The organism is Chitinophaga niabensis, assembly GCF_039545795.1.
In the GTDB taxonomy this organism is placed as follows: domain Bacteria; phylum Bacteroidota; class Bacteroidia; order Chitinophagales; family Chitinophagaceae; genus Chitinophaga; species Chitinophaga niabensis_B.
The window spans coordinates 2,519,279-2,537,695 of sequence record NZ_CP154260.1; the positions used below are offsets into that span (position 1 = coordinate 2,519,279).

Genomic DNA, 18,417 nt, shown 5'->3' on the forward strand with positions numbered 1-18,417 from the left:
TGCAAATCTATGCAAAAAACTGCTTATTGGAGCCGTTGGAACTTGCCATGCCGGCTCCCAACCAAAATGCTCAGGATCATGAGATTTACCAGTGTTCTCCTTCTCGCCATTTGTTTACATGTTTCAGCTAACACTTTTTCGCAATCCGTTACTTTTTCCGGTAAGGCCGTTCCCATGGAAAAGGTTTTTGCGGCTATTAAAAAGCAAACGGGTTTTGTGGTATGGGGGAAATCGGACCTCCTGAAACAGGCAGGTGCGGTATCCGCTTCAGTACAAAATATGCCGCTGACCAGCTTCCTTGAACTGATCCTGAAAGATCAGCCGCTTAATTATAAAATAGCGGACAAAACCATTATGCTGTATAGCAAACCCGGGGGTACTGTAACAACACCTGTGGCAGAACCTGTAAGAGGGCATGTGTCTGACAGTGCAGGCGTTTCCCTGATAGGCGCTTCGGTATATGTTATGGGCAGCAATCAGTCAGTTGCTACAGATACAGAAGGAAACTTTACCCTGAATGTAAACGCAGGAGATAAACTTCGTATCAGCTTTTTAGGATATAGAACAAAAGAAGTAGTGGTGACCACTGCCATGCTTAGAAGCGGCAGCATTGGTAACCTTACATTGTCCGTTATCTCTTCTACCTTAACAGAATTAAATGTAACTGCTAACACAGGATATCAGTCCCTTCCAAAGGAACGGGCAACAGGATCGTTCAGCGTAATTACGGAAAAAACACTCGGCGCCAGGATGGAAACCAGCCTTATGGATCGCCTTGAAGGTACAGTGCCCGGCCTCTTTATACAGAATGGCAATGCAACCATCCGTGGGCTTTCCACACTTTATGGTAACCAGGCACCGCTGTATGTAGTAGATGGTTTCCCTTACGAAGGAGACCTGAATTACATTAACCCTGCGGATGTGGTGAATGTAACAGTGATGAAAGATGCGGCTGCAGCCTCTATTTATGGTACCAGGGCAGCGAATGGTGTGATCTCTATTACCACCCGTTATGGCAGCAGCAGGAAACTGACGGTGAACTTCAGCAGTACGATGTTTTACACTGCCAAACCTGATATGGGTTACATGAAATATCTCAATTCAGCCGAGATGGTGGACCTCCAGAAGGAACTTTTCAATACCTGGCACCGCTCTTACAATGATCTTCTCAGGCGCGAAGGTAAAAACCCGGTATTGGAAGCGCTTTATGAGCATGAGCAGGGCCGGCTCACGCAAACCGAACTGGACAATACACTCAATAATTTAAGGAATGCAGACGGCTATGGTCAGATTAAAGACCTGTTCATGCGTGATGAGATCAGGCAGCGCCACAGCTTTTCTGCCAGCGGCGGTAACGAGATCCATCAGTATAACATCTTCATGAACTATACTGGTAACAGAACGTATGCCTTACGCACCAGTAATGAAAATATTAACGTGGGCATGAGAGATAAAGTGAAAGTGTTTGACTGGCTGGATGCTGAAATAGGAGTTAGTACCAATGTGAGTACCGGGAAATTCCTTCGAGAAAGCCCTGAAAGTTTTCTCAAAAGAAGAATGCCCTATGAAACACTGAAAAACCCCGATGGCAGCCTTACATCATTCACCATGCTAAAATCACCTTATGAGATAGAGCGCCTGAAGAGCCTTGGTCTGCTGGATGAAACATTTAATCCCCTGGAAGACATGAATAATTCTGATCTTTCCTACAATTCAAATTACTTCAGACTACAGGGAGGTTTCACCATTAAAATACTCAAAGGCCTTACGCTGGACCTGAAACTTCAGACAGAGCGCCGTAACACCTACAACAAAGAATATTACAATCCGAATTCCTACTACGCGAAGACGATGATCAATGATGCTACGGAGTATTACCGTCCTGATTCAATCGTGAAAAATGTACCGGATGGCGGACAGATCTTTGAAGTAAGGGGTAACTCTAAATCCTATACAGCCCGTGCGCAGCTTAACTTCGACAGGCAGATCCATGGCGTACATCACATCTCTGCATTAGCCGGTATGGAACGCAGAGCAGTAGCCTATTCGTCTACTTCCGTGTTTAAAATGGGATACAACGATAATAACCTTCAATATACACCGGTAGATGAAATCGCTCTCGGTAATCTGAAAGGAACGGAAGCGCTGGGCAGCACTTTCTCCCTGAGATTTAATAACTATAACTATTTCACTTACGGAGAGGACAGGTATATTTCAGCATATGGTAATGTTGGTTATACCTATAAAGGAAAATATAATCTTACAGGAAGTGTACGTGTAGACAACTCTAACCTCTTTGGTACCGATCCCCGTTACCGGTATCTGCCCTTATGGTCAGTTGGCGCCAGCTGGAGAGTATCCGAAGAAGATTTCATCAAGGATGTTAGCTGGATAGATAACCTGAGTGTGCGCGCTACTTATGGGCTCGGCGGAAACGTGGCCAGAACAGTAGGGCCATACCTGCAGGCAACTTCTACTTTCTTCTCAGAAGCCAATGCTCCCGCTACCAGCATTCTTTATCCGCCTAATAAATCATTGAGGTGGGAGAAAACGGCCACTACCAATATCGGTGTGGACTTTGTGGTGCTGAACAACAGGATCTCCGGATCAATAGATTATTATATCCGTAAGTCCACCGACTTGTTAGGTGAAAAAGCTGTTGACCCTACGAATGCATTTCCTGTTGCGTTAATCAATTACGGCAGCTTAAATAACAAGGGTATTGAGCTGGCGCTTAACACGGTGAATGTTAGTAAGAAAAACTTCTCCTGGGGTACCACACTGGTGTTAAGTTTCAATAAGAACAAGATGACGGAGATAAATACCCGGGACCTGAATATTTATGGTCTTACAGGTGGTTATGGTGTAAACCGCATAGGTTATCCTATGGATGCAGTATTCAGTTTCAGGTCCGCAGGGCTTGATCCCACCAACGGTTCTATGATGGTATATGATGCAGATGGGAAAGTAGTAAAGAACTATGATCAGACCGGTGCCATTGTAGCTAATATGACAGATATTAATGGCCTGGTATATAGCGGCACACTGCGCCCTAAATATACGATGGGGCTGACCAATAGTTTTACCTACCGCCAGTTCACCCTCAATATTATGCTCATCGGAAATGGGGGCCATGTGATCAGAGATGTGGTGCCGTCTGTAGGTTATCTTTTCCCCTATACAAATACAGACAGAAGAGTGTTGAACTACTGGCGTAAACCGGGAGATGAAAAGATCCCGGGAATGTTGCCGGCACCAGATCTGAAAGGTACCGGAAGCAACTATTATACACTCACATGGTATGCATCAGATCAGAATGTGCTCAAGGCGGATTATATCAAAGTAAGGGATATCTCCCTGGCTTATAATTTAACGCCTGCATTGGCCCGTTTTAAAAAGTTCTCAGCAGTTAAATTAACGTTGCAGGTGCAGAATCCTTTCCACTGGTATGCCAACTCTGCCGGAATTGATCCGGAAGCTTATGAGTTCGCCAGCCAGTATGCTAACAGAACTTTACCGGTAATGGCTACTTATATGGCGGGACTTGATATCACTTTTTAAATCCAGGAAACATGAAAAAATTATCACTGTATATCATCACCAGCGCATTGATATTATCCGGTTGCACAAAGTTCCTGGATATTAAACCAAAAGATAAATTCATCCCTATTACAGTAACGGACTTTGAGAACATGCTCAATTCCGGTACTATCGTGAACTTCGGTGATCAATACTGGGATCTCTTGTCTGACGATGCATTCCTGCCGGAAGGTGAGCCAGGCAACCTGTATACCAAGCAACAATTATGGGGCAGGAAGATCTATACCTTCAATACTTCTCCTTACGAACAGGGAGCCAATGATTATTTATGGAGCGAAGGGTATAAAAGGATCTTCTATTTCAATACTATCATCAACAATATCATGGACGCAACGGAAGGCTCAGAAGCCACTAAGAAAAGCGTTCGTGCAGAAGCCTACCTGGGGCGTGCTATGGAACACCTGCAACTGGTGAATGTATATGCGCATCATTATGATGCTGCTACCGCTGCCACACAACCCGGCGTACCCATTGCATTGATTGCGGATATCAATGCAAAGTTTGTGAGGAATACCGTAAAAGAAGTATACGATCAGATCCTGAGCGATGCCAATGCCGCAATTGCTGATCTGCCGGTAAAAAATAAACTCACAAAGTTCAGGGCAAGTAAAGCAGGCGGATATGCATTGCTGGCCAGGGTGTATCTCTTTATGGGAGACTATGCCAATGCCCGCAAAAATGCAGACCTCGCACTCTCCCTGCAAAGTGAACTGGTGAACATGAATGGATATAAGATCACTAAACCAGGTCCATTCCCTAATGTACCAGGAGCACCGGTAGGCTGGACGGATATTCCTGACGGACAGCTCAATAAAGAAACCATCGTGGCCCGGCATTTCCTCCGGCCCTTCGGACTCGGACAGGATGTATGCGCTTCACCGGAACTGACAGCACTCTTTTCAGACAATGATAAACGCTGGACCTTGTATTATGCCAACGGATGGCCTCCTGCGCCTCCGTTCAATTATATGACCAGGTACCAGGTGAAGATCTACCTGCGTGGAGATTTTTACAGCAACTTCCTCAACGTACCTGAATTGTACCTGATCCGCGCAGAATGCCTGGCCAGGGAAAATAACATGACGGATGCACTCGCGGATATCAATAAGTTAAGATCGAACAGGATTGTACCTGCAGCTTATGTAGCGTTTTCACCTGCAGACTTTGGTAATGATGCTGAAAGAGTATTGCGCTTTGTACTGGAAGAAAGAAGGAGGGAACTGGCATTCACCGGTATGCGTGTAATAGATCTGAAACGCCTGAACAAAGAAACCCGCTTCCAGAAAACAATCAAACATACAGCCGAAGGCAAAGTGTATGAATTACTGCCTGGCAGCAATAGTTATTTACGCCAGTTGTGGCCCAATGCCACGGTGTTTAATCCAGACTGGCCACTGAATCCATCATAAGCCTTTCCTATAACCATGCCTTATTGAAGGCGCCGGTATTTAACCGGCGCCATTATCATCCTTTTGAAAATTAATTTACACCATGCAAGACAACATCGTTAGAATTGAAGGCCTGTCGCACCGCTACAGCAAAGACTGGGCGGTGAAAGATGTGAGCTTCGAGATCAATAAAAAAGGTATTCTGGGGTTGCTGGGTTCCAATGGCGCAGGCAAATCTACCACCATGAACATCCTTTGCGGGGTATTAAGTCAAACCCAGGGCAAAGTGCTGATAGAGGGTATTGATATGAGGGCTAACCCGGAAGAGGCCAAGAAAAGGATCGGTTTTCTGCCACAGAATGCTCCACTCTACCTGGAACAAACGGTGGATGAATACCTCACTTTTTGTGCGCATCTCCGGCTGATAGATAAACGCAAAGTAAAAGAAGCAGTAGATACGGTGAAGGAAAAATGTGGTGTAGCACATTTCAGTAACAGGCTCATCAGCAATCTTTCCGGTGGTTATCGCCAAAGGGTAGGGATTGCACAGGCACTTATTCATAAGCCGCTGCTGGTAGTACTGGATGAACCCACCAACGGCCTTGATCCCAACCAGATCCTGGAAGTACGCAACCTTATCAAAGAAATAGCAGCTGATCGTGCCGTGATCTTTTCTTCGCACATCCTTTCTGAAATACAGGCTACCTGCCAGGATATCATCATGATCGAAGATGGTAAGATTGTGTTCAAAGACACCATGGATGCTTTCAACAATTACATTGAACCGGACAGTCTCATTGCTACCCTGGGAGATCCACCGGCAGAAGCTGAACTAAGGGCTATCAATGGTATCAAAGATGTGGAATTCCTAACGGAGAAAACCATCCGTGTAAGATTTGAACCTGCGGCAGATATCGCTGAAAACATCGTAGAGCTGAGTGTTCTCAGGAAATGGCGTTTAAAGGAGATCACGCTGGAGAAGAGTTCACTCGATGCCATTTTTGCACAGTTATCCAATAAAAAATCTAAACCTGCCATACAGTGAAAATAATATTCAGAATAGCCCGCCAGGAACTGAGCCTCCTGTTCCATTCGCCTGTTGCCTGGCTCATTTTAATTGTGTTTCCCGTACAGATAGGGATGGATTTTATTCATTACATCCAGATGATAGGCAGAGCGCAGCGGATGGGCAACCACTTTTCGAACGTTACAGCCATGATCTTTGCCAGCCCGCAGCAGGGTTTTTATCCTGGCGTTAAAGGCACATTATATCTTTATATTCCACTCTTAACAATGGGCCTTATCAGCCGGGAAACACACAGTGGTTCCATTAAATTGTTATTGTCTTCTCCCATTAAAGTAAGAGATATTGTACTGGGGAAATATGTAGCCATGATGGGATATGGCGCACTGCTGCTGCTCATCATTTGTTTATACAGCATCTCCGGCGCGTTTTTCATTGAAAACATAGACTGGACCCTGCTGGCTTCCGGTTCAATGGGTTTATACCTGCTGATCTGTGCCTACGCTGCCATAGGGCTTTTCATGTCCTCCCTTACCAGTTACCAGGTAGTGGCAGCTATCAGCACATTGGCAGTATTAGCCGGCCTGAACTTTATCGGCGGCCTCTTTCAGGGTAATGATGCTGTAAGAGGTATCACCCATTTCATGTCCATTTCCGGAAGAACGGAACAGTTCATTTTTGGATTGATCAGTACAGAAGATGCCTTTTACTTCTTCCTGGTGATTGCTTTTTTCCTGGCCATTACAGGCATGCGCCTACAGGACCAGCGGGAAGCAAGACCTGCTATTATAAGAACAGCAAGGTATATCGGGTTAATCGCATTATGTTTCCTCACAGGTTACATCAGTTCCCGCCCGATCTTTACCGGTTATGTTGATATGACGGCTACCAGAATGCATACACTCGGGCCTCAAAGCCGTGAGTTGATCGCTGGGATGAACAAGCCACTTAAGATCACCACTTATGTAAACATCCTGGATAATAACTATTACCTGGGTGCACCGGAGAAAAAAAATGAAGACGAAAGAGTACTCACTCCTTACCGCAGGTTTATGCCAGATCTGAAAATGGAGTATGTGTATTACTATGATTTCTCCAACAACAAAAATCTCTACAAAAATTATCCCGGTGAAAGTGATGCCGCCATTGCTAAAAAAGTAGCAGACATCCAGAGCCTTGATTATAAAAAAGTATTACCGCCTGATCAGATCCGTAAAACAGTAGATCTGGGCCCGGAAGAAAACCGCCTGGTAAGGTTGCTGCAATATGGTAAGGAAAAAACCTTCCTCCGGTATTACAACGACCTTATGATCTATCCCGGTGAACAGGAGTTTACGGCAGCACTGAGGCGTATTGTAACACCTGCTGAAATACCTGTTATCACCTTCCTTACCGGCAATGGTGAAAGAAGTATTACAAAAGAAGGGGATGCTGCTTTGAAGAAGTTCGTGAACGAGCTGTCCTTCAGGCATGCACTGATCAACCAGGGCTTTAATGTAGATACGGTTAACCTCAGCCATGAGGAAATTCCCGCAGCCACTTCCGTGCTGGTAATAGCAGATCCTAAAATGGCTATTCCGCCTATAGCACAGGCAAAGCTGGACCAATATATTTCCAGTGGCGGTAACCTGTTTGTGATCGCAGAACCGGGATCGCAGGAAATACTGAAACCCATCCTGCAGCAGCTGGATGTACAGCTGGGTGATGCTCCCATACTGGAAGAAAGCAGGGATTACGCACCGGATTTTATCCTGGCCTCATTTTCCAATAAAGCAGGGGAGATCACCCCCAAACTCGCAGGATACCAGGCTGATAGCGGGGTAGTATCCATGGTAGGCGCTGTAAACCTTCAATATGGCCAACAGTTTGGTTTTCATACCATTCCGTTACTGACGGCTAAAAACGGTCAGGCACTGGCCATTGCGGCGGAAAGAAAAATAAAGGACAAAACACAGCGGATCATCGTTACCGGGGACGCTGATTTTATGAGCACAGGAGAACTGGGACGGCGCAAACCGGATACCTGGAACCAGCTGCTGATCACGGAATCATTCCGCTGGTTCACCTATGGCAGGTTCCCGGTAAATACCGGTGCCGTAAGATCAAAGGATGTAATTGACAGTGATGACAATGGGATCCTCAGCATGCGGGTATTCTTCTTTGGCGTGATACCGGTATCCCTCCTGATCTTTGCAACCGTGCTGTTGCTCTACAGGAAGAGACGATAGTTAAAACCAGCCATACTAATAGAGCGAAGAGGCCGTACCTTAAATGGGCGGCCTTTTCCTGTTAATAAGGATTTACCTGAAACTTTTTCCGAATAGGATCGTCTTAGCTTTAAACACAAAAACTTAATAAAATGAAGTCTATCCTTATCCTTTTATTCTTCTCAGTATGCACCATTTCAGCTTACGGACAAGACAAGAATAATTATGTTTACTTCAACAAGCTGATAGAACTCAGTGGTTCTGACTATGTTATTGCCACCATTGAAAATGTAGGGAAAATGTTTACTGTAAAAAGTAAATATCTTTTGTTCATCAACGCCAGGAGCGGCCAGTCAAAAAAGGTTGAATTTTCCAGCGATGCTTCCATAGGAAAGGTTGAGCAGATCAGGATAGATAGCCTGCAGATCAACAAGGTGCTGGTGGCAGGCCGTACGGTGAACTTAGACGAGAACAAACATATTGATTGGAATGATCCCACACAGATCATTATTGTTTCAGTAGACGGGCAGGAGAAGGTACAGTTAACAGAAGATAAATTCTTTGTGAGTACCTGGGTAGTTAATAATCAAACCGGGACTATTGTTATTACCGGGCATTATGATAGCAATAGTAACGGCAAATATGATAAGACAGATAAAAGTGAAATATTGCTTTACGACTTAAAGACATTAAAACTGATCTCTAAAATATAAAAAGACCCGCGCTAAGCGCAGGTCTTTTTTAAATCGCTATCTGCGATTCACCGTCACTTTTAAAAAGGTTGCCGGAATAAGTGTGCTATCGCTGCTGCCACTTTTATTTTGATTGTTAAACAAGGTCTCCAGTTCCTGCTTTAACTCCGCTGCCTTTCCGTTCTTTTCAGCGGCTTCGAATGCATTCATGGTAGGACCGTAGTAGGTTTTGAACCTGTCTAAGAATTCAGATGGTGGGGATGCAACAGCAAAATTGAAAGTATCCCTTTCAAAGGAGATGTCTTCTTTAGCCACACCTGCGTTAGCAAAACGTTCTATAACCTGGTCTTCCACTCCCCACAGCATAGGGCTGATAAAGCCCTCTGGCGGTGGTGGTGTATAAGCGGAACTGATCTTAAGGATCTGGGCTACCAGTGTTGGATCTCCGGGGATCCAGTTGCCCATCACAATTCTTCCTCCGGGGCGGGTAACACGCACCATTTCCTTCGCCACATCCAATGGTTTTGGTGCAAACATGGCACCAAAGATACTTACTACAAGGTCAAAGCTTTCATCTTCGAGTTCATGCAGATCAGTGGCATCGCCTTCCTGGAAGGTAATATTGGTAAGTCCTTCAGCCTTTACGCGTTTGTTTCCTGCTTCCACGAGATTGCTGGCAATGTCTACACCTAAAACATCTGCTCCGAGTTTTGCGGAGGGGATGGCGGTAGTTCCATCACCACAACCAAGGTCCAGTACTTTGAGACCTTTAGTGATACCTAACTTAGAAACGAGTGCTGCGCCGCTTTCACGCATAGTTTCAGCGAGCCTGGTAAAGTCGCCCTTCTCCCATAATGCTTTGTTTGGATTCATTATGATTAAAACTTTTTAATAAATATTGCCCATGCCTGTTGGCATTTATGCAGACTGTTTTGGGATCAACCTGGGGCAATTGGGTTATGAAATAAATTACAACAGCGAAAGTAGGGGTTGTCAGCTATTTCCCAACACACGGGTTTATTTTAGGGGACTTTTTCTATTTAACCGGTGGGAAATTGCTTTTATATGGTTTATCCGCACCTTTATAAAATGTTAAAACCTTTTCTCTGCCCAGATATAACCTCGCCTGCTTTGATACTCTACGTCCTCGTTTGGACGCCGTTCTATAGCATCGATTATCTTGAAGCCTGTTTCATGAAGTAATGTGATAATATCATCAGTTTTAAAAAAAATCAGATCAACATCCACTTCCTTTTCATGCGCTTTATCAAAATGAACAACCTCTTCTCCCACATGGAATGAAAATAGAAAGGCACCTTTGGCTTTTAATACCCTGTTAATTTCTCTGAAACACTTCCTGATCTGCTCATTATTAAAATGCACGATCGCATAGAATGCCAGTACACTTCCAAGAGCGCCAGATGGATAGGCGATATTCAATAGATCCCCGGTTTCAAATTTAATCTGCGGAGAAAGCTTTTGGGCAACATTCACCATCGCTGGTGCCAGATCTATGCCAACGAGATCTTTTAGACCATTGTCGTACAGGAATTTTGTTGTTTGCCCGGGACCGCAGCCAAAGTCCGCACACAGCCCTTTGCCTTTATTCTCAGCCGCAAATTCCTTCAATAACATCCTGTCGAAATGTTTATGGGAGAGTTCATCCCAACGATCAGCTGCATAATCATCAGCTACCTGGTTGTAGCAATGCAAAACTTTCTCCTGTGAATTCATTATTTATCGTTTTCTATTATTAACCGGATCTTTACTTTTCCTGATCTTACGCTTTCTATTGCTTCATTCACTTTTGATAGCGGCATAACGGCTACCTCGCTGCCAATGTTATGTTTTGCTGAGAAGGCAAGCATCTCCGTCATACTTTTCCGGCTTCCTACATAATTTCCATAGATAGTTCGCTGCGCATAATCATAGAGCAAGCCAAGACTAATGGGCTGCTTTTCCAAAGGGGATGCTACCAGGCAAAATTTTCCCTGCGGTTTAAGGATCTTCAGAAAAGCATTCAGGTCGTACGGGGCGTTTAATGTGGAGATGATAAAATCGAATTGTTTACTGGTATTGAGGTTTGAGCTAAGTATAAATTCAGCGCCCAGCTGGTTGATCATCTCTTTCTTTTCCAAAGAATGAGAAAATGCATATACCTCATGTCCCATTTTATGCAGGAACCGGATGGCCAGCTGCCCGAGGCCACCAGCACCCAGCACGCCCACAACGGAATTAGCGGGCAACTGTGCCCGCATAATTCCTGAATATACTGTAATGCCCGATGACATCAAAGGGACCGAATTAACCGATTGAAGTGCCGGCGGAAGTTTGAAGGCAAACCTGTTATCAACGATAATATGATCTGCCAAACCACCATAACAATGCACACCAATTACTTTCTGCTGCGTACAAAACTGTTCGTTACCTTCTCTGCAAAACGCACATTCAAAACAGGCTTCCTGCTGATAACCAACACCTACGTGGTCGCCAGCTTTTAAAGTAGTTACATTGGCACCCGTTTCTTCCACAATCCCTATAATTTCATGTCCGGGAACAAGTGGAAATTTTGTATCGCCCCAGTCATCACTGATGAATTGTACATCACCTCTTGCAATAGAGCAATAAATAATCTTCACGCTTACTTCGTTGTCACCAACATTCCTTTCATAATAGAAAGGCTCAGCGATGCCGTTTTTATCTTTAATTCCGTATGCTTTTATTTTCATAACTAGAAGGTTGGGGGAGGAGCATTCAGATCTGAATCCAGGAAATCATTGATCATGGGTATCATCCAATCCATATGCAGCATCATACCTATGTGCGTAGTACCTGGTATAATAGCCAGCCGGGATGTAGGCAGCCCGTGTATATCTCCCATTTTTCCACCACCTTTGGCGCGGAAGAGTTCCAGTGCATGTTCATATCGTACGCCATCTGCATCTCCAATAGCCATGAATATCGGCGCCTTGATGTTTTTTACTTCCTTAGACCAATCGTATGGCTTCAGGTCTATGCTCATCACCTTTTTTATAAATTCCGGGAAATGAGCCGAATCGTTACCATAACTGAGGTATTGTTGTTCTATCGGTGAGCCTTTAAACATATCTGCATTTATGGTACCATACATTGCTTCTACATCAGGCCACCATCCATCATGCTTATAGGTACCTGATAATACCACCAGCCGGCGTAACTGCTCAGGATGGCGTACTGCGAACTGGAAAGCCACACCACCTCCCATGCTGTATCCCAATACATCTGCACTGTCTACCTTGAGGTGTTTGAGCAGCCCGGATACATCGTCTGCCATGCTTTCATAACTAAACTCCCTGGGTATATCCTTTGTGCGGCCGTGAGCCTGCATTTCTGCAACTATTACTTTCCTGTTTTTAGCAAACTGGGGGATGATCTGCGCCCAATTCATGGGAATATTCATGAAGGAGCCGTGGAGCAAAACTATTGGTTTGCCTGCTCCATATACTTCATAATAGAGCTTTAAGCCGTTTACATCAGCATAACCGCTATCAGTGGGTTTGAGCTGCTGTGTGCTGAGTGAATCTTTGGGTTCTGTTTTTGGTGTTTCCTTTGTACCTGGCTGCTGGCAGGATGCGATCACTGCCATAACAACTGCAATTGAGATACTGGCTATAACATGCTTATTCATATAGTAGGTTTTTTGTTAGGGCAAATCTCGTAAACAATAGTATGCCGCCCGGTGTGTGAATGCGACAATGATAGGGTTAAATACGACAACCTGAGGGTTTACAGGCTTTTGATATCCGTTGATACGGGGGTAAGGTTATTATCCAACTGATGTCCGCCGCTTTCAATTTCGCGAAAGGTGGCCCATGGCATTTGCTGTTTGTAGGTTGCAAATTGATCCTGAGGCACTACTTCATCGTCGAGGCAGTAATAAACGAAGATCGGGAATGCTTTTGGAAGATTTTCCGCAAAGTCTTTCTGAAGTTTCAAACCCTGCTTCCATTCCTCTTTACCATGCCAGAATGGGGGAGCTATCAGGAAGATACCGGCTGCTTTTTTCTGTACTTTATTTTCGGAGAGGTATTTTAGCAGCATGGACGCCCCTAATGAATGCCCCACCCAAAATGCACCGTCTTTGAGACGGCTGATCTCTTCCTCAATTTGCTTCAGCCAGCCAAAATCAGGAGAATCGTCAATAGAGGGCATCTGAGGGTAGGTGATCTCATAATCATCTCCTAATTCCTTTTGTAGTGATGCTGCCAGCTTTGCGTCTTCGCCGTAACCATCATCGCCTCCGCCGTGGATAAAAAGCACCTGTTTTTTCATATTAATAATTAGATTAGTTACTGCAGTATGATTTCAATAAAAACGGCTACTTTCACACTATACCCTCATGTTTAACCCAGGAAAATTTTAACCATGTCAAAGACAATTTCAGACGAAGAATTTTATGCAGGATTACTTGACCTCCCTAAGCCAGCATATCCTTTTCCCGATTTTATACACCCGGATTTTCAACAACAGCGGGAAGAATACTATGATTGGATTGACAGGGAGTATACTTTACATAGCAAAGAAGCCCGCGAGAAACATAAGTTACATAATTTGACGGATATAGCCGCGCGTGGCTGTCCTTTTTTAAATTCACTCGCAGAATTAAGGCCTCTTGCCAATTACGCAGCCAACGGCGCCATGATGGATGATTATTTGGATCGTTGTTCGAGAAATGAGATGAATGAGATCGGAAAACGCATAATGGCCCTGTTATCCGGAGAAGATGCTGATGAACCAACTGATAATGGAATATTCCACCAGTTCTGGATACTCAGGCAGGATGCTATTAAATGCGGAATGCCGGAACGTTTGTATAAAAATTTTGTAGCTGCCATACGCAGGGTATTTGTTGGTTATGCAGAGGAGAAAGTATATTACAAGGCTAATGTTCCTCCGCCGCTTGCTGTTTACCTGATCATCAGGGAAGATACAAGCGGAGCCCTTCCGTTCTGTAAATACATAGCTATGCAGAAGGATTACCGCCGGTTGCCGGATGATATATTGGAGCACCCGCACATTTTACGGCTCCACACGCTTTGCGCTTGGCTGATAGGCATACATAACGACTTTATTTCCCTTCCCAAAGAGCTGCACAGGGAGGGAGATACCATGAACCTCATAAAAGTAGTACAGCATGAATATAAAGTATCCATCAGGGAAGCCTATATGATGGCGCTGGAGATGCATGATAACTACCTAAAGGAATTTATGCTGCTGCATGAACATCTGCCTCCGTTTGGAGAATGGCGGGATATGGTTTATGATTATGTGCAGGACCTGGGTATATCAGTTGCCGGTGTTTATGCCTGGCATACGAACGACAGGTTCCGTTATAACAAGGGGGGCTATGTAGATGGCGAATTTGTGAGCCGTGAACAGTGAAGAAGGCTTATGGTGCTGTGTTTAGGGTGTGCTATGGGGGTGATATCCTTGTCTGCTATGAGGTTCCTATGAGAAAGACGGGAGCAATGTGGACTGGATGTGGAGAGGATGTGTACCGGATATGGAGGGGAGGTGAAGCGGAGGTTAAGCGGGTATTTCGGTGTTATAGGGGGAGATGGTGACCCTTTTGGGTGCTTTTAGTGGATACATTATCTGAAAACAAGCTTTCATTTTACAAATTTAAAGCAAAAAATGTGCTGATTTTACTTTAGGGACATAGTTTTTCCTGCGGAAGAAACTTCACGTCAATTTTTGTCACCCGCCTCGCCCTGGTTTATTCTCTTTGCGGTGCGGCGTAAGTGTGATCTCCATGTAGCCGGAAGAGTGGATGCCTGCCTGATTGATCATGGTGTATGATGTTAGTTACTTCATCTTCCTGTGGCAGTGATGGTATCACGTCAATAATATCCGCAGCAAAGTATTTGCGGTTATCTACCTTGTACAGCTTTCCATTCAATTCATGGTATGCAGTAACCTGTAACACCACAATCGTTTCGTCTTCACCTGCTTTGAAAGGAAGTACTAATTCCTTTGCTTCTGCTGGTTTTCTGAAATCGATCATTACTTTATCTGTTGCAGCATCCTGGTATTCACCCTGGTTGAAATTCACGTTTACGGCAATCGCTTTTATTTCGACATGAGAAGTGTTCTTTGAGTGGTGAATATCCTCAGCCGTTAGTGCAGGCAGGGCTATGCGGAGGCTTTTTTTATCCTGCACAACCTTAGGTTGAAAGTCCAGCAGCTGGCTTAGTTCTGTGTTCATATTGAACCTGAAGCCTGCTAATGCCGGCAGGTTATCCCGCCTAAAACTTCTGCTGCCCCTTTTTTCGCTGCTGCCATAAAGGACGTTCAGCAGTGCTGCATTCAGGCGATTGGTGAGATTGTTGTCCGTGCGGATGTTCAGCCCCTGGCGTACTGCCCGGCGGATCAGTTTACCTGCTTTGCTGGCGGTGCCAAAGTCGGTAGCGGCTTCTTTGGTGGGTTCGCTTCTTCTGACGTTTTTAGCTTGCTTACGGAAGCAGAGTTTTTTACCACGCCTGTACCCGACATCGTCGCCGAGCTTGCCTGTTCCCCTGATAACACTGGTTTGTATCATAAGATTACGTTTTGGTGAACCGGCAATGTACTGAAAATAGGCTACCGTCGGTTTGTCAAATGATAAGAAATGACGAATGCCATAAAATAAAAAAGGCCACCTTAACGGCAGCCTTTTTTATTCATTTTTATCATTTTTTACCACATAACCTGTAGTTCTGAGCGCCTGTTCTGCTGGTATTCTTCCTCCTTACAAGGAACGCCATCCTTACACTTATTTACAGGTGCGCTTTCTCCTTTGTTCGCATAATAGCACCGTTTCAGATCAATGCCTTTATTTACGAGGTATTCAATGGCAGCGTAGCAGCGCCGTGCAGAGAGGTCAAGGTTATATTGATCTGCACCACGGCTGTCTGCAAACGATAATACCACGAGCTTCCAATCGGGGTTGCGGGCCATTATTTCTGCAACCTTATCGAGCACTCGCTGAGATTCCGGTAACAGGCGGGTGCTGTTGTAGTCATATAAGAACTTCAGCTGTTCCAGACTGCGTTTATCAGCTTCTTCGGCGGCGGTAAGCTGTTTTTGGCCGCCTGTTAGGGTACCTGTTCCGGTACCGGTACTGCTTGTGCCCTGAGGCTGGTTGTTATGCGTGATAACATCTGTTGCTTTAATGCCATTGAGCCTGTTGAGAAGATCAGGATCTGTAAAGTGATAGATATCATCACTGCCTGCGCCGCCCTGTTTGTTGGAAGACAGGTAGGCTTCTGTTCGGTTATCTTTTAGCACAAAACCGATATCGTCGGCACCAGAGTTGAAAGGTGCTTTTATATTCTCAGCTGTTGCCCAGTTTGCTTTTTCCCCTTTCGCACGGAAGATATCATATCCGCCGAAACCAGTATGCCCTTTACTGGAGAAGTAGAGTACGCCTTCTTCATTGATGGTAGGGAATGTTTCTGACGCAACGGTATTGATCTTATCCCCGCAATTAACAGGTGCACTCCAGGTGCCATCAGCCTGTTTTTCACAATACCAGATATCCGATTGTCCCAGGCCGCCCGGGCGGTCTGATACGAAGTAGAGGATATTGCCTGCTGTATTCAGTACAGCATGACTGGAGGAGTACCCTGCTAAGTTAATGCCTGATAACAATGCCAGCCCGCTCCATTTACCATCAATTTTAACAGATTGCCAGAGCTGTAGCTCACGGGTACTGTTCTGTACATTTTTCCCCTGGATATTGATCGTTGCATAGAGGGTATCTTCCGCCTTGCTCAGAGATACAGGCCCAATATGATAATCATATTTTGAAAATACTTCCGGCAGTAACTCTTCCAGGTATTGCTGGTAAACGTAGGCTTTATAAAAAGGCTGCTGGGTACGCTTGTCCGTTTCCGAAATACCGCTGGAAAATAACTTGCGGTACCCGTTGGACATTATCACCAGCCGTTGACCCGCTATACTGCTCACCAGATCAGACCCGCTTGTGTTCAGCGTTTTCACAGGTTGCAGCAGGAGAGGAGCGGGCGTTTTAATCCAGATCATGGCGCTATCGCAACTGCGTAGTGCTATTTCTTTCAGTTTGATGCTATCCGCATTTCCGGAAGAGAACAGTGCATATTGCTGCTTTGCAGCATCGTATTGTTCCAGTTGCCGCAATATTTCACCGTAGGCAAAAGAAGCTGCAGCAGGATGATCTGGTTTTGCAATGATCTGCTGGTAGTAACCGGCAGCTTCCTGGAAACGGCCGATCTCCTGGTAGCTATGTGCTATCTTCATGAGCAGCGCTACCGGTGTTTTTTTATTGGCCTGCCGTTGGTACAGGGCACTGGCCAGTGCATATTCTTCCCGCGCATATGCTTCATCGGCCAGCCTGAGCACACTTTTCTGCTCCTGTGCATACAGGCTGCCAGCCAGCGTTATGGTTGCGATAAAAGTTAAACTACGTCGTATCATACTTCGTGAGTAATGGGTTTAAAAATACCTTGGATTCTGTACCGTGAATTTTTTGGAAGGGATCAGGTATCCGATAGACATTTCATGTGAACCGCCCTGGTAACCTGCCATTTTGTTTACGTTCAGATCATAGGAATAACCGATGCGCAGTTGCGGGGTAGCGTAGAATTCAATCATGGCGCTGGCTGCGTTCTGTTCCTGGAGGTCGCGTTGTAAAGCTGTCTTTTTCCAGATGTTCACATTCGTGCGGTAAGAACCACCTATCCACAGTTTTTCGCCGATCAGCAGGAAAGCATTGAGGTCTACGCTGGTGGGCCCTTTGAAATCTTCTTTCAAAAGAAAGGAAGGTTTCAGCTGAAGACCTTCACCGAGCGGGAACACAGTACCTGCTGTAAGATACATGTGTTGCGTTTTGCGGATGGTGGAGTAGTTATTCCCTTTCCAGTTATACCGCGAAGCATCTGAATAAAGGGAGAACAGGTCCATTACAGAAACACCTGCATAGAATTTCGAAGTATAGTAATAGATGCCAAAGCGCGCATCGGGTACCCAGGTGCTGGTTTTGCCTGTAGGGATGGCCTGGTCATCGTTATCCACGTACTGTAATGCAGAACCATCAATGGAATACTGGGTTACACCTGCGCCAATACCAAAGCAGATGCGGCGCGTGTTTTCCGCATCCAGCGGAATGCGATAGGAATAGGAACCATAGAATGCAATTGATTCCTGTGGCCCGAGTTTATCGAACAGTACCTGTCCGCCCAGGCCAACCCTGCCCTCGCTGGCAGGCGTTACACCATCCAGGGATATGCCCCCGGTGCGTGGTGCACCAGGGAAACCCGCCCATTGATGACGGTAGGTGGCATTCAGGTAGAGGTCTTCCTTATAACCTGCATAAGCAGGGTTAACACTGAGCCCGTTGAAAACATACTGACTGAACTGTATGTTCTGCTGCGCTGTTGCGCAGGCTCCCGGGATGAGGAGCAAAGCTGTTATCACTGCCTTGAGTATTTTTTGCATCTTTTTATTTTTAA

At 45.2% G+C, this 18,417-nt stretch carries 14 protein-coding genes; 6 read left to right on the forward strand and 8 right to left on the reverse strand.

Translation table 11 applies throughout. The features are described 5' to 3' along the window. Nucleotides 1–78 precede the first annotated feature (78 nt). The 5 genes from AAHN97_RS09945 to AAHN97_RS09965 all read left to right on the forward strand — a co-directional run bounded on the left by AAHN97_RS09945 (nucleotide 79) and on the right by AAHN97_RS09965 (nucleotide 8,932). On the forward strand, nucleotides 79–3,561 hold the full coding sequence (locus AAHN97_RS09945) for a SusC/RagA family TonB-linked outer membrane protein (protein ID WP_343307444.1): 3,483 nt from the start codon (nucleotides 79–81) through the stop codon (nucleotides 3,559–3,561). Between the two features lie 11 nt (nucleotides 3,562–3,572). Further along, nucleotides 3,573–5,009, forward strand: a complete 1,437-nt coding sequence (locus tag AAHN97_RS09950) for a RagB/SusD family nutrient uptake outer membrane protein (protein WP_343307445.1) — start codon at nucleotides 3,573–3,575, stop codon at nucleotides 5,007–5,009. 82 nt (nucleotides 5,010–5,091) lie between these two features. After that, nucleotides 5,092–6,033: an ABC transporter ATP-binding protein gene (locus AAHN97_RS09955; protein ID WP_343307446.1), complete on the forward strand. Its 942-nt coding sequence runs from the start codon at nucleotides 5,092–5,094 to the stop codon at nucleotides 6,031–6,033. Then, the gene (locus AAHN97_RS09960; protein WP_343307447.1) at nucleotides 6,030–8,240 is read left to right on the forward strand and encodes a Gldg family protein; all 2,211 of its coding nucleotides are present in this window, start codon (nucleotides 6,030–6,032) and stop codon (nucleotides 8,238–8,240) included. Before AAHN97_RS09955 ends, AAHN97_RS09960 begins: the two co-directional genes overlap by 4 nt. 131 nt (nucleotides 8,241–8,371) lie before the next feature. Further along, nucleotides 8,372–8,932, forward strand: a complete 561-nt coding sequence (locus AAHN97_RS09965) for a hypothetical protein (RefSeq protein WP_343307448.1) — start codon at nucleotides 8,372–8,374, stop codon at nucleotides 8,930–8,932. 36 nt (nucleotides 8,933–8,968) lie between these two features. On the opposite strand, the gene AAHN97_RS09970 is transcribed toward AAHN97_RS09965, so the two are convergent. From AAHN97_RS09970 to AAHN97_RS09990, 5 genes are all read right to left on the reverse strand, one after another. Beyond that, a complete protein-coding gene (locus tag AAHN97_RS09970) occupies nucleotides 8,969–9,784 on the reverse strand; it encodes a class I SAM-dependent methyltransferase (RefSeq protein ID WP_343307450.1) in 816 nt (271 codons plus the stop codon). Between the two features lie 219 nt (nucleotides 9,785–10,003). Then, nucleotides 10,004–10,546: a class I SAM-dependent methyltransferase gene (locus tag AAHN97_RS09975; RefSeq protein ID WP_343307451.1), complete on the reverse strand. Its 543-nt coding sequence runs from the start codon at nucleotides 10,544–10,546 to the stop codon at nucleotides 10,004–10,006. A gap of 98 nt (nucleotides 10,547–10,644) precedes the next feature. After that, nucleotides 10,645–11,640, reverse strand: a complete 996-nt coding sequence (locus tag AAHN97_RS09980) for an NAD(P)-dependent alcohol dehydrogenase (RefSeq protein ID WP_343307452.1) — start codon at nucleotides 11,638–11,640, stop codon at nucleotides 10,645–10,647. A gap of 2 nt (nucleotides 11,641–11,642) precedes the next feature. Then, nucleotides 11,643–12,578: an alpha/beta fold hydrolase gene (locus AAHN97_RS09985; RefSeq protein ID WP_343307453.1), complete on the reverse strand. Its 936-nt coding sequence runs from the start codon at nucleotides 12,576–12,578 to the stop codon at nucleotides 11,643–11,645. A 98-nt stretch (nucleotides 12,579–12,676) separates the two neighbouring features. Next, complete coding sequence (locus tag AAHN97_RS09990) at nucleotides 12,677–13,222, reverse strand: alpha/beta fold hydrolase (protein ID WP_343307454.1); 546 nt, start codon at nucleotides 13,220–13,222, stop codon at nucleotides 12,677–12,679. 93 nt (nucleotides 13,223–13,315) lie between these two features. Here AAHN97_RS09990 and AAHN97_RS09995 point away from each other — a divergent pair, with 93 nt between their 5' ends. Continuing rightward, nucleotides 13,316–14,332, forward strand: coding sequence for a terpene synthase family protein (locus tag AAHN97_RS09995; protein WP_343307455.1), 1,017 nt, complete (start codon nucleotides 13,316–13,318; stop codon nucleotides 14,330–14,332). Between the two features lie 334 nt (nucleotides 14,333–14,666). Here AAHN97_RS09995 and AAHN97_RS10000 read toward each other — a convergent pair whose 3' ends face one another. The 3 genes from AAHN97_RS10000 to AAHN97_RS10010 form a co-directional block, all read right to left on the reverse strand. Further along, nucleotides 14,667–15,488 carry a hypothetical protein gene (locus AAHN97_RS10000; RefSeq protein WP_343307456.1) on the reverse strand — a complete coding sequence of 274 codons (822 nt, stop codon included), beginning with the start codon at nucleotides 15,486–15,488 and terminating at the stop codon, nucleotides 14,667–14,669. Between the two features lie 137 nt (nucleotides 15,489–15,625). Then, nucleotides 15,626–17,383 carry an OmpA family protein gene (locus AAHN97_RS10005; RefSeq protein WP_343307457.1) on the reverse strand — a complete coding sequence of 586 codons (1,758 nt, stop codon included), beginning with the start codon at nucleotides 17,381–17,383 and terminating at the stop codon, nucleotides 15,626–15,628. A gap of 18 nt (nucleotides 17,384–17,401) precedes the next feature. Beyond that, nucleotides 17,402–18,403 (reverse strand): PorP/SprF family type IX secretion system membrane protein, encoded by a 1,002-nt coding sequence (locus AAHN97_RS10010; protein WP_343307458.1) that lies wholly within the window; start codon nucleotides 18,401–18,403, stop codon nucleotides 17,402–17,404. Between the last annotated feature and the right edge of the window lie 14 nt (nucleotides 18,404–18,417).

Excerpts from the sequence above, each read along its gene's own strand:
- AAHN97_RS10005 (WP_343307457.1), bottom strand. The coding sequence starts at position 17,383 with ATGATACGACGTAGTTTAACTTTTATCGCAACCATAACGCTGGCTGGC.
- AAHN97_RS10000 (WP_343307456.1), bottom strand. The coding sequence starts at position 15,488 with ATGATACAAACCAGTGTTATCAGGGGAACAGGCAAGCTCGGCGACGAT.
- AAHN97_RS09990 (WP_343307454.1), bottom strand. The coding sequence starts at position 13,222 with ATGAAAAAACAGGTGCTTTTTATCCACGGCGGAGGCGATGATGGTTAC.
- AAHN97_RS09965 (WP_343307448.1), top strand. The coding sequence starts at position 8,372 with ATGAAGTCTATCCTTATCCTTTTATTCTTCTCAGTATGCACCATTTCA.
- AAHN97_RS10010 (WP_343307458.1), bottom strand. The coding sequence starts at position 18,403 with ATGCAAAAAATACTCAAGGCAGTGATAACAGCTTTGCTCCTCATCCCG.
- AAHN97_RS09955 (WP_343307446.1), top strand. The coding sequence starts at position 5,092 with ATGCAAGACAACATCGTTAGAATTGAAGGCCTGTCGCACCGCTACAGC.
- AAHN97_RS09995 (WP_343307455.1), top strand. The coding sequence starts at position 13,316 with ATGTCAAAGACAATTTCAGACGAAGAATTTTATGCAGGATTACTTGAC.
- AAHN97_RS09985 (WP_343307453.1), bottom strand. The coding sequence starts at position 12,578 with ATGAATAAGCATGTTATAGCCAGTATCTCAATTGCAGTTGTTATGGCA.
- AAHN97_RS09975 (WP_343307451.1), bottom strand. The coding sequence starts at position 10,546 with ATGTTATTGAAGGAATTTGCGGCTGAGAATAAAGGCAAAGGGCTGTGT.
- AAHN97_RS09970 (WP_343307450.1), bottom strand. The coding sequence starts at position 9,784 with ATGAATCCAAACAAAGCATTATGGGAGAAGGGCGACTTTACCAGGCTC.
- AAHN97_RS09950 (WP_343307445.1), top strand. The coding sequence starts at position 3,573 with ATGAAAAAATTATCACTGTATATCATCACCAGCGCATTGATATTATCC.
- AAHN97_RS09980 (WP_343307452.1), bottom strand. The coding sequence starts at position 11,640 with ATGAAAATAAAAGCATACGGAATTAAAGATAAAAACGGCATCGCTGAG.
- AAHN97_RS09945 (WP_343307444.1), top strand. The coding sequence starts at position 79 with ATGAGATTTACCAGTGTTCTCCTTCTCGCCATTTGTTTACATGTTTCA.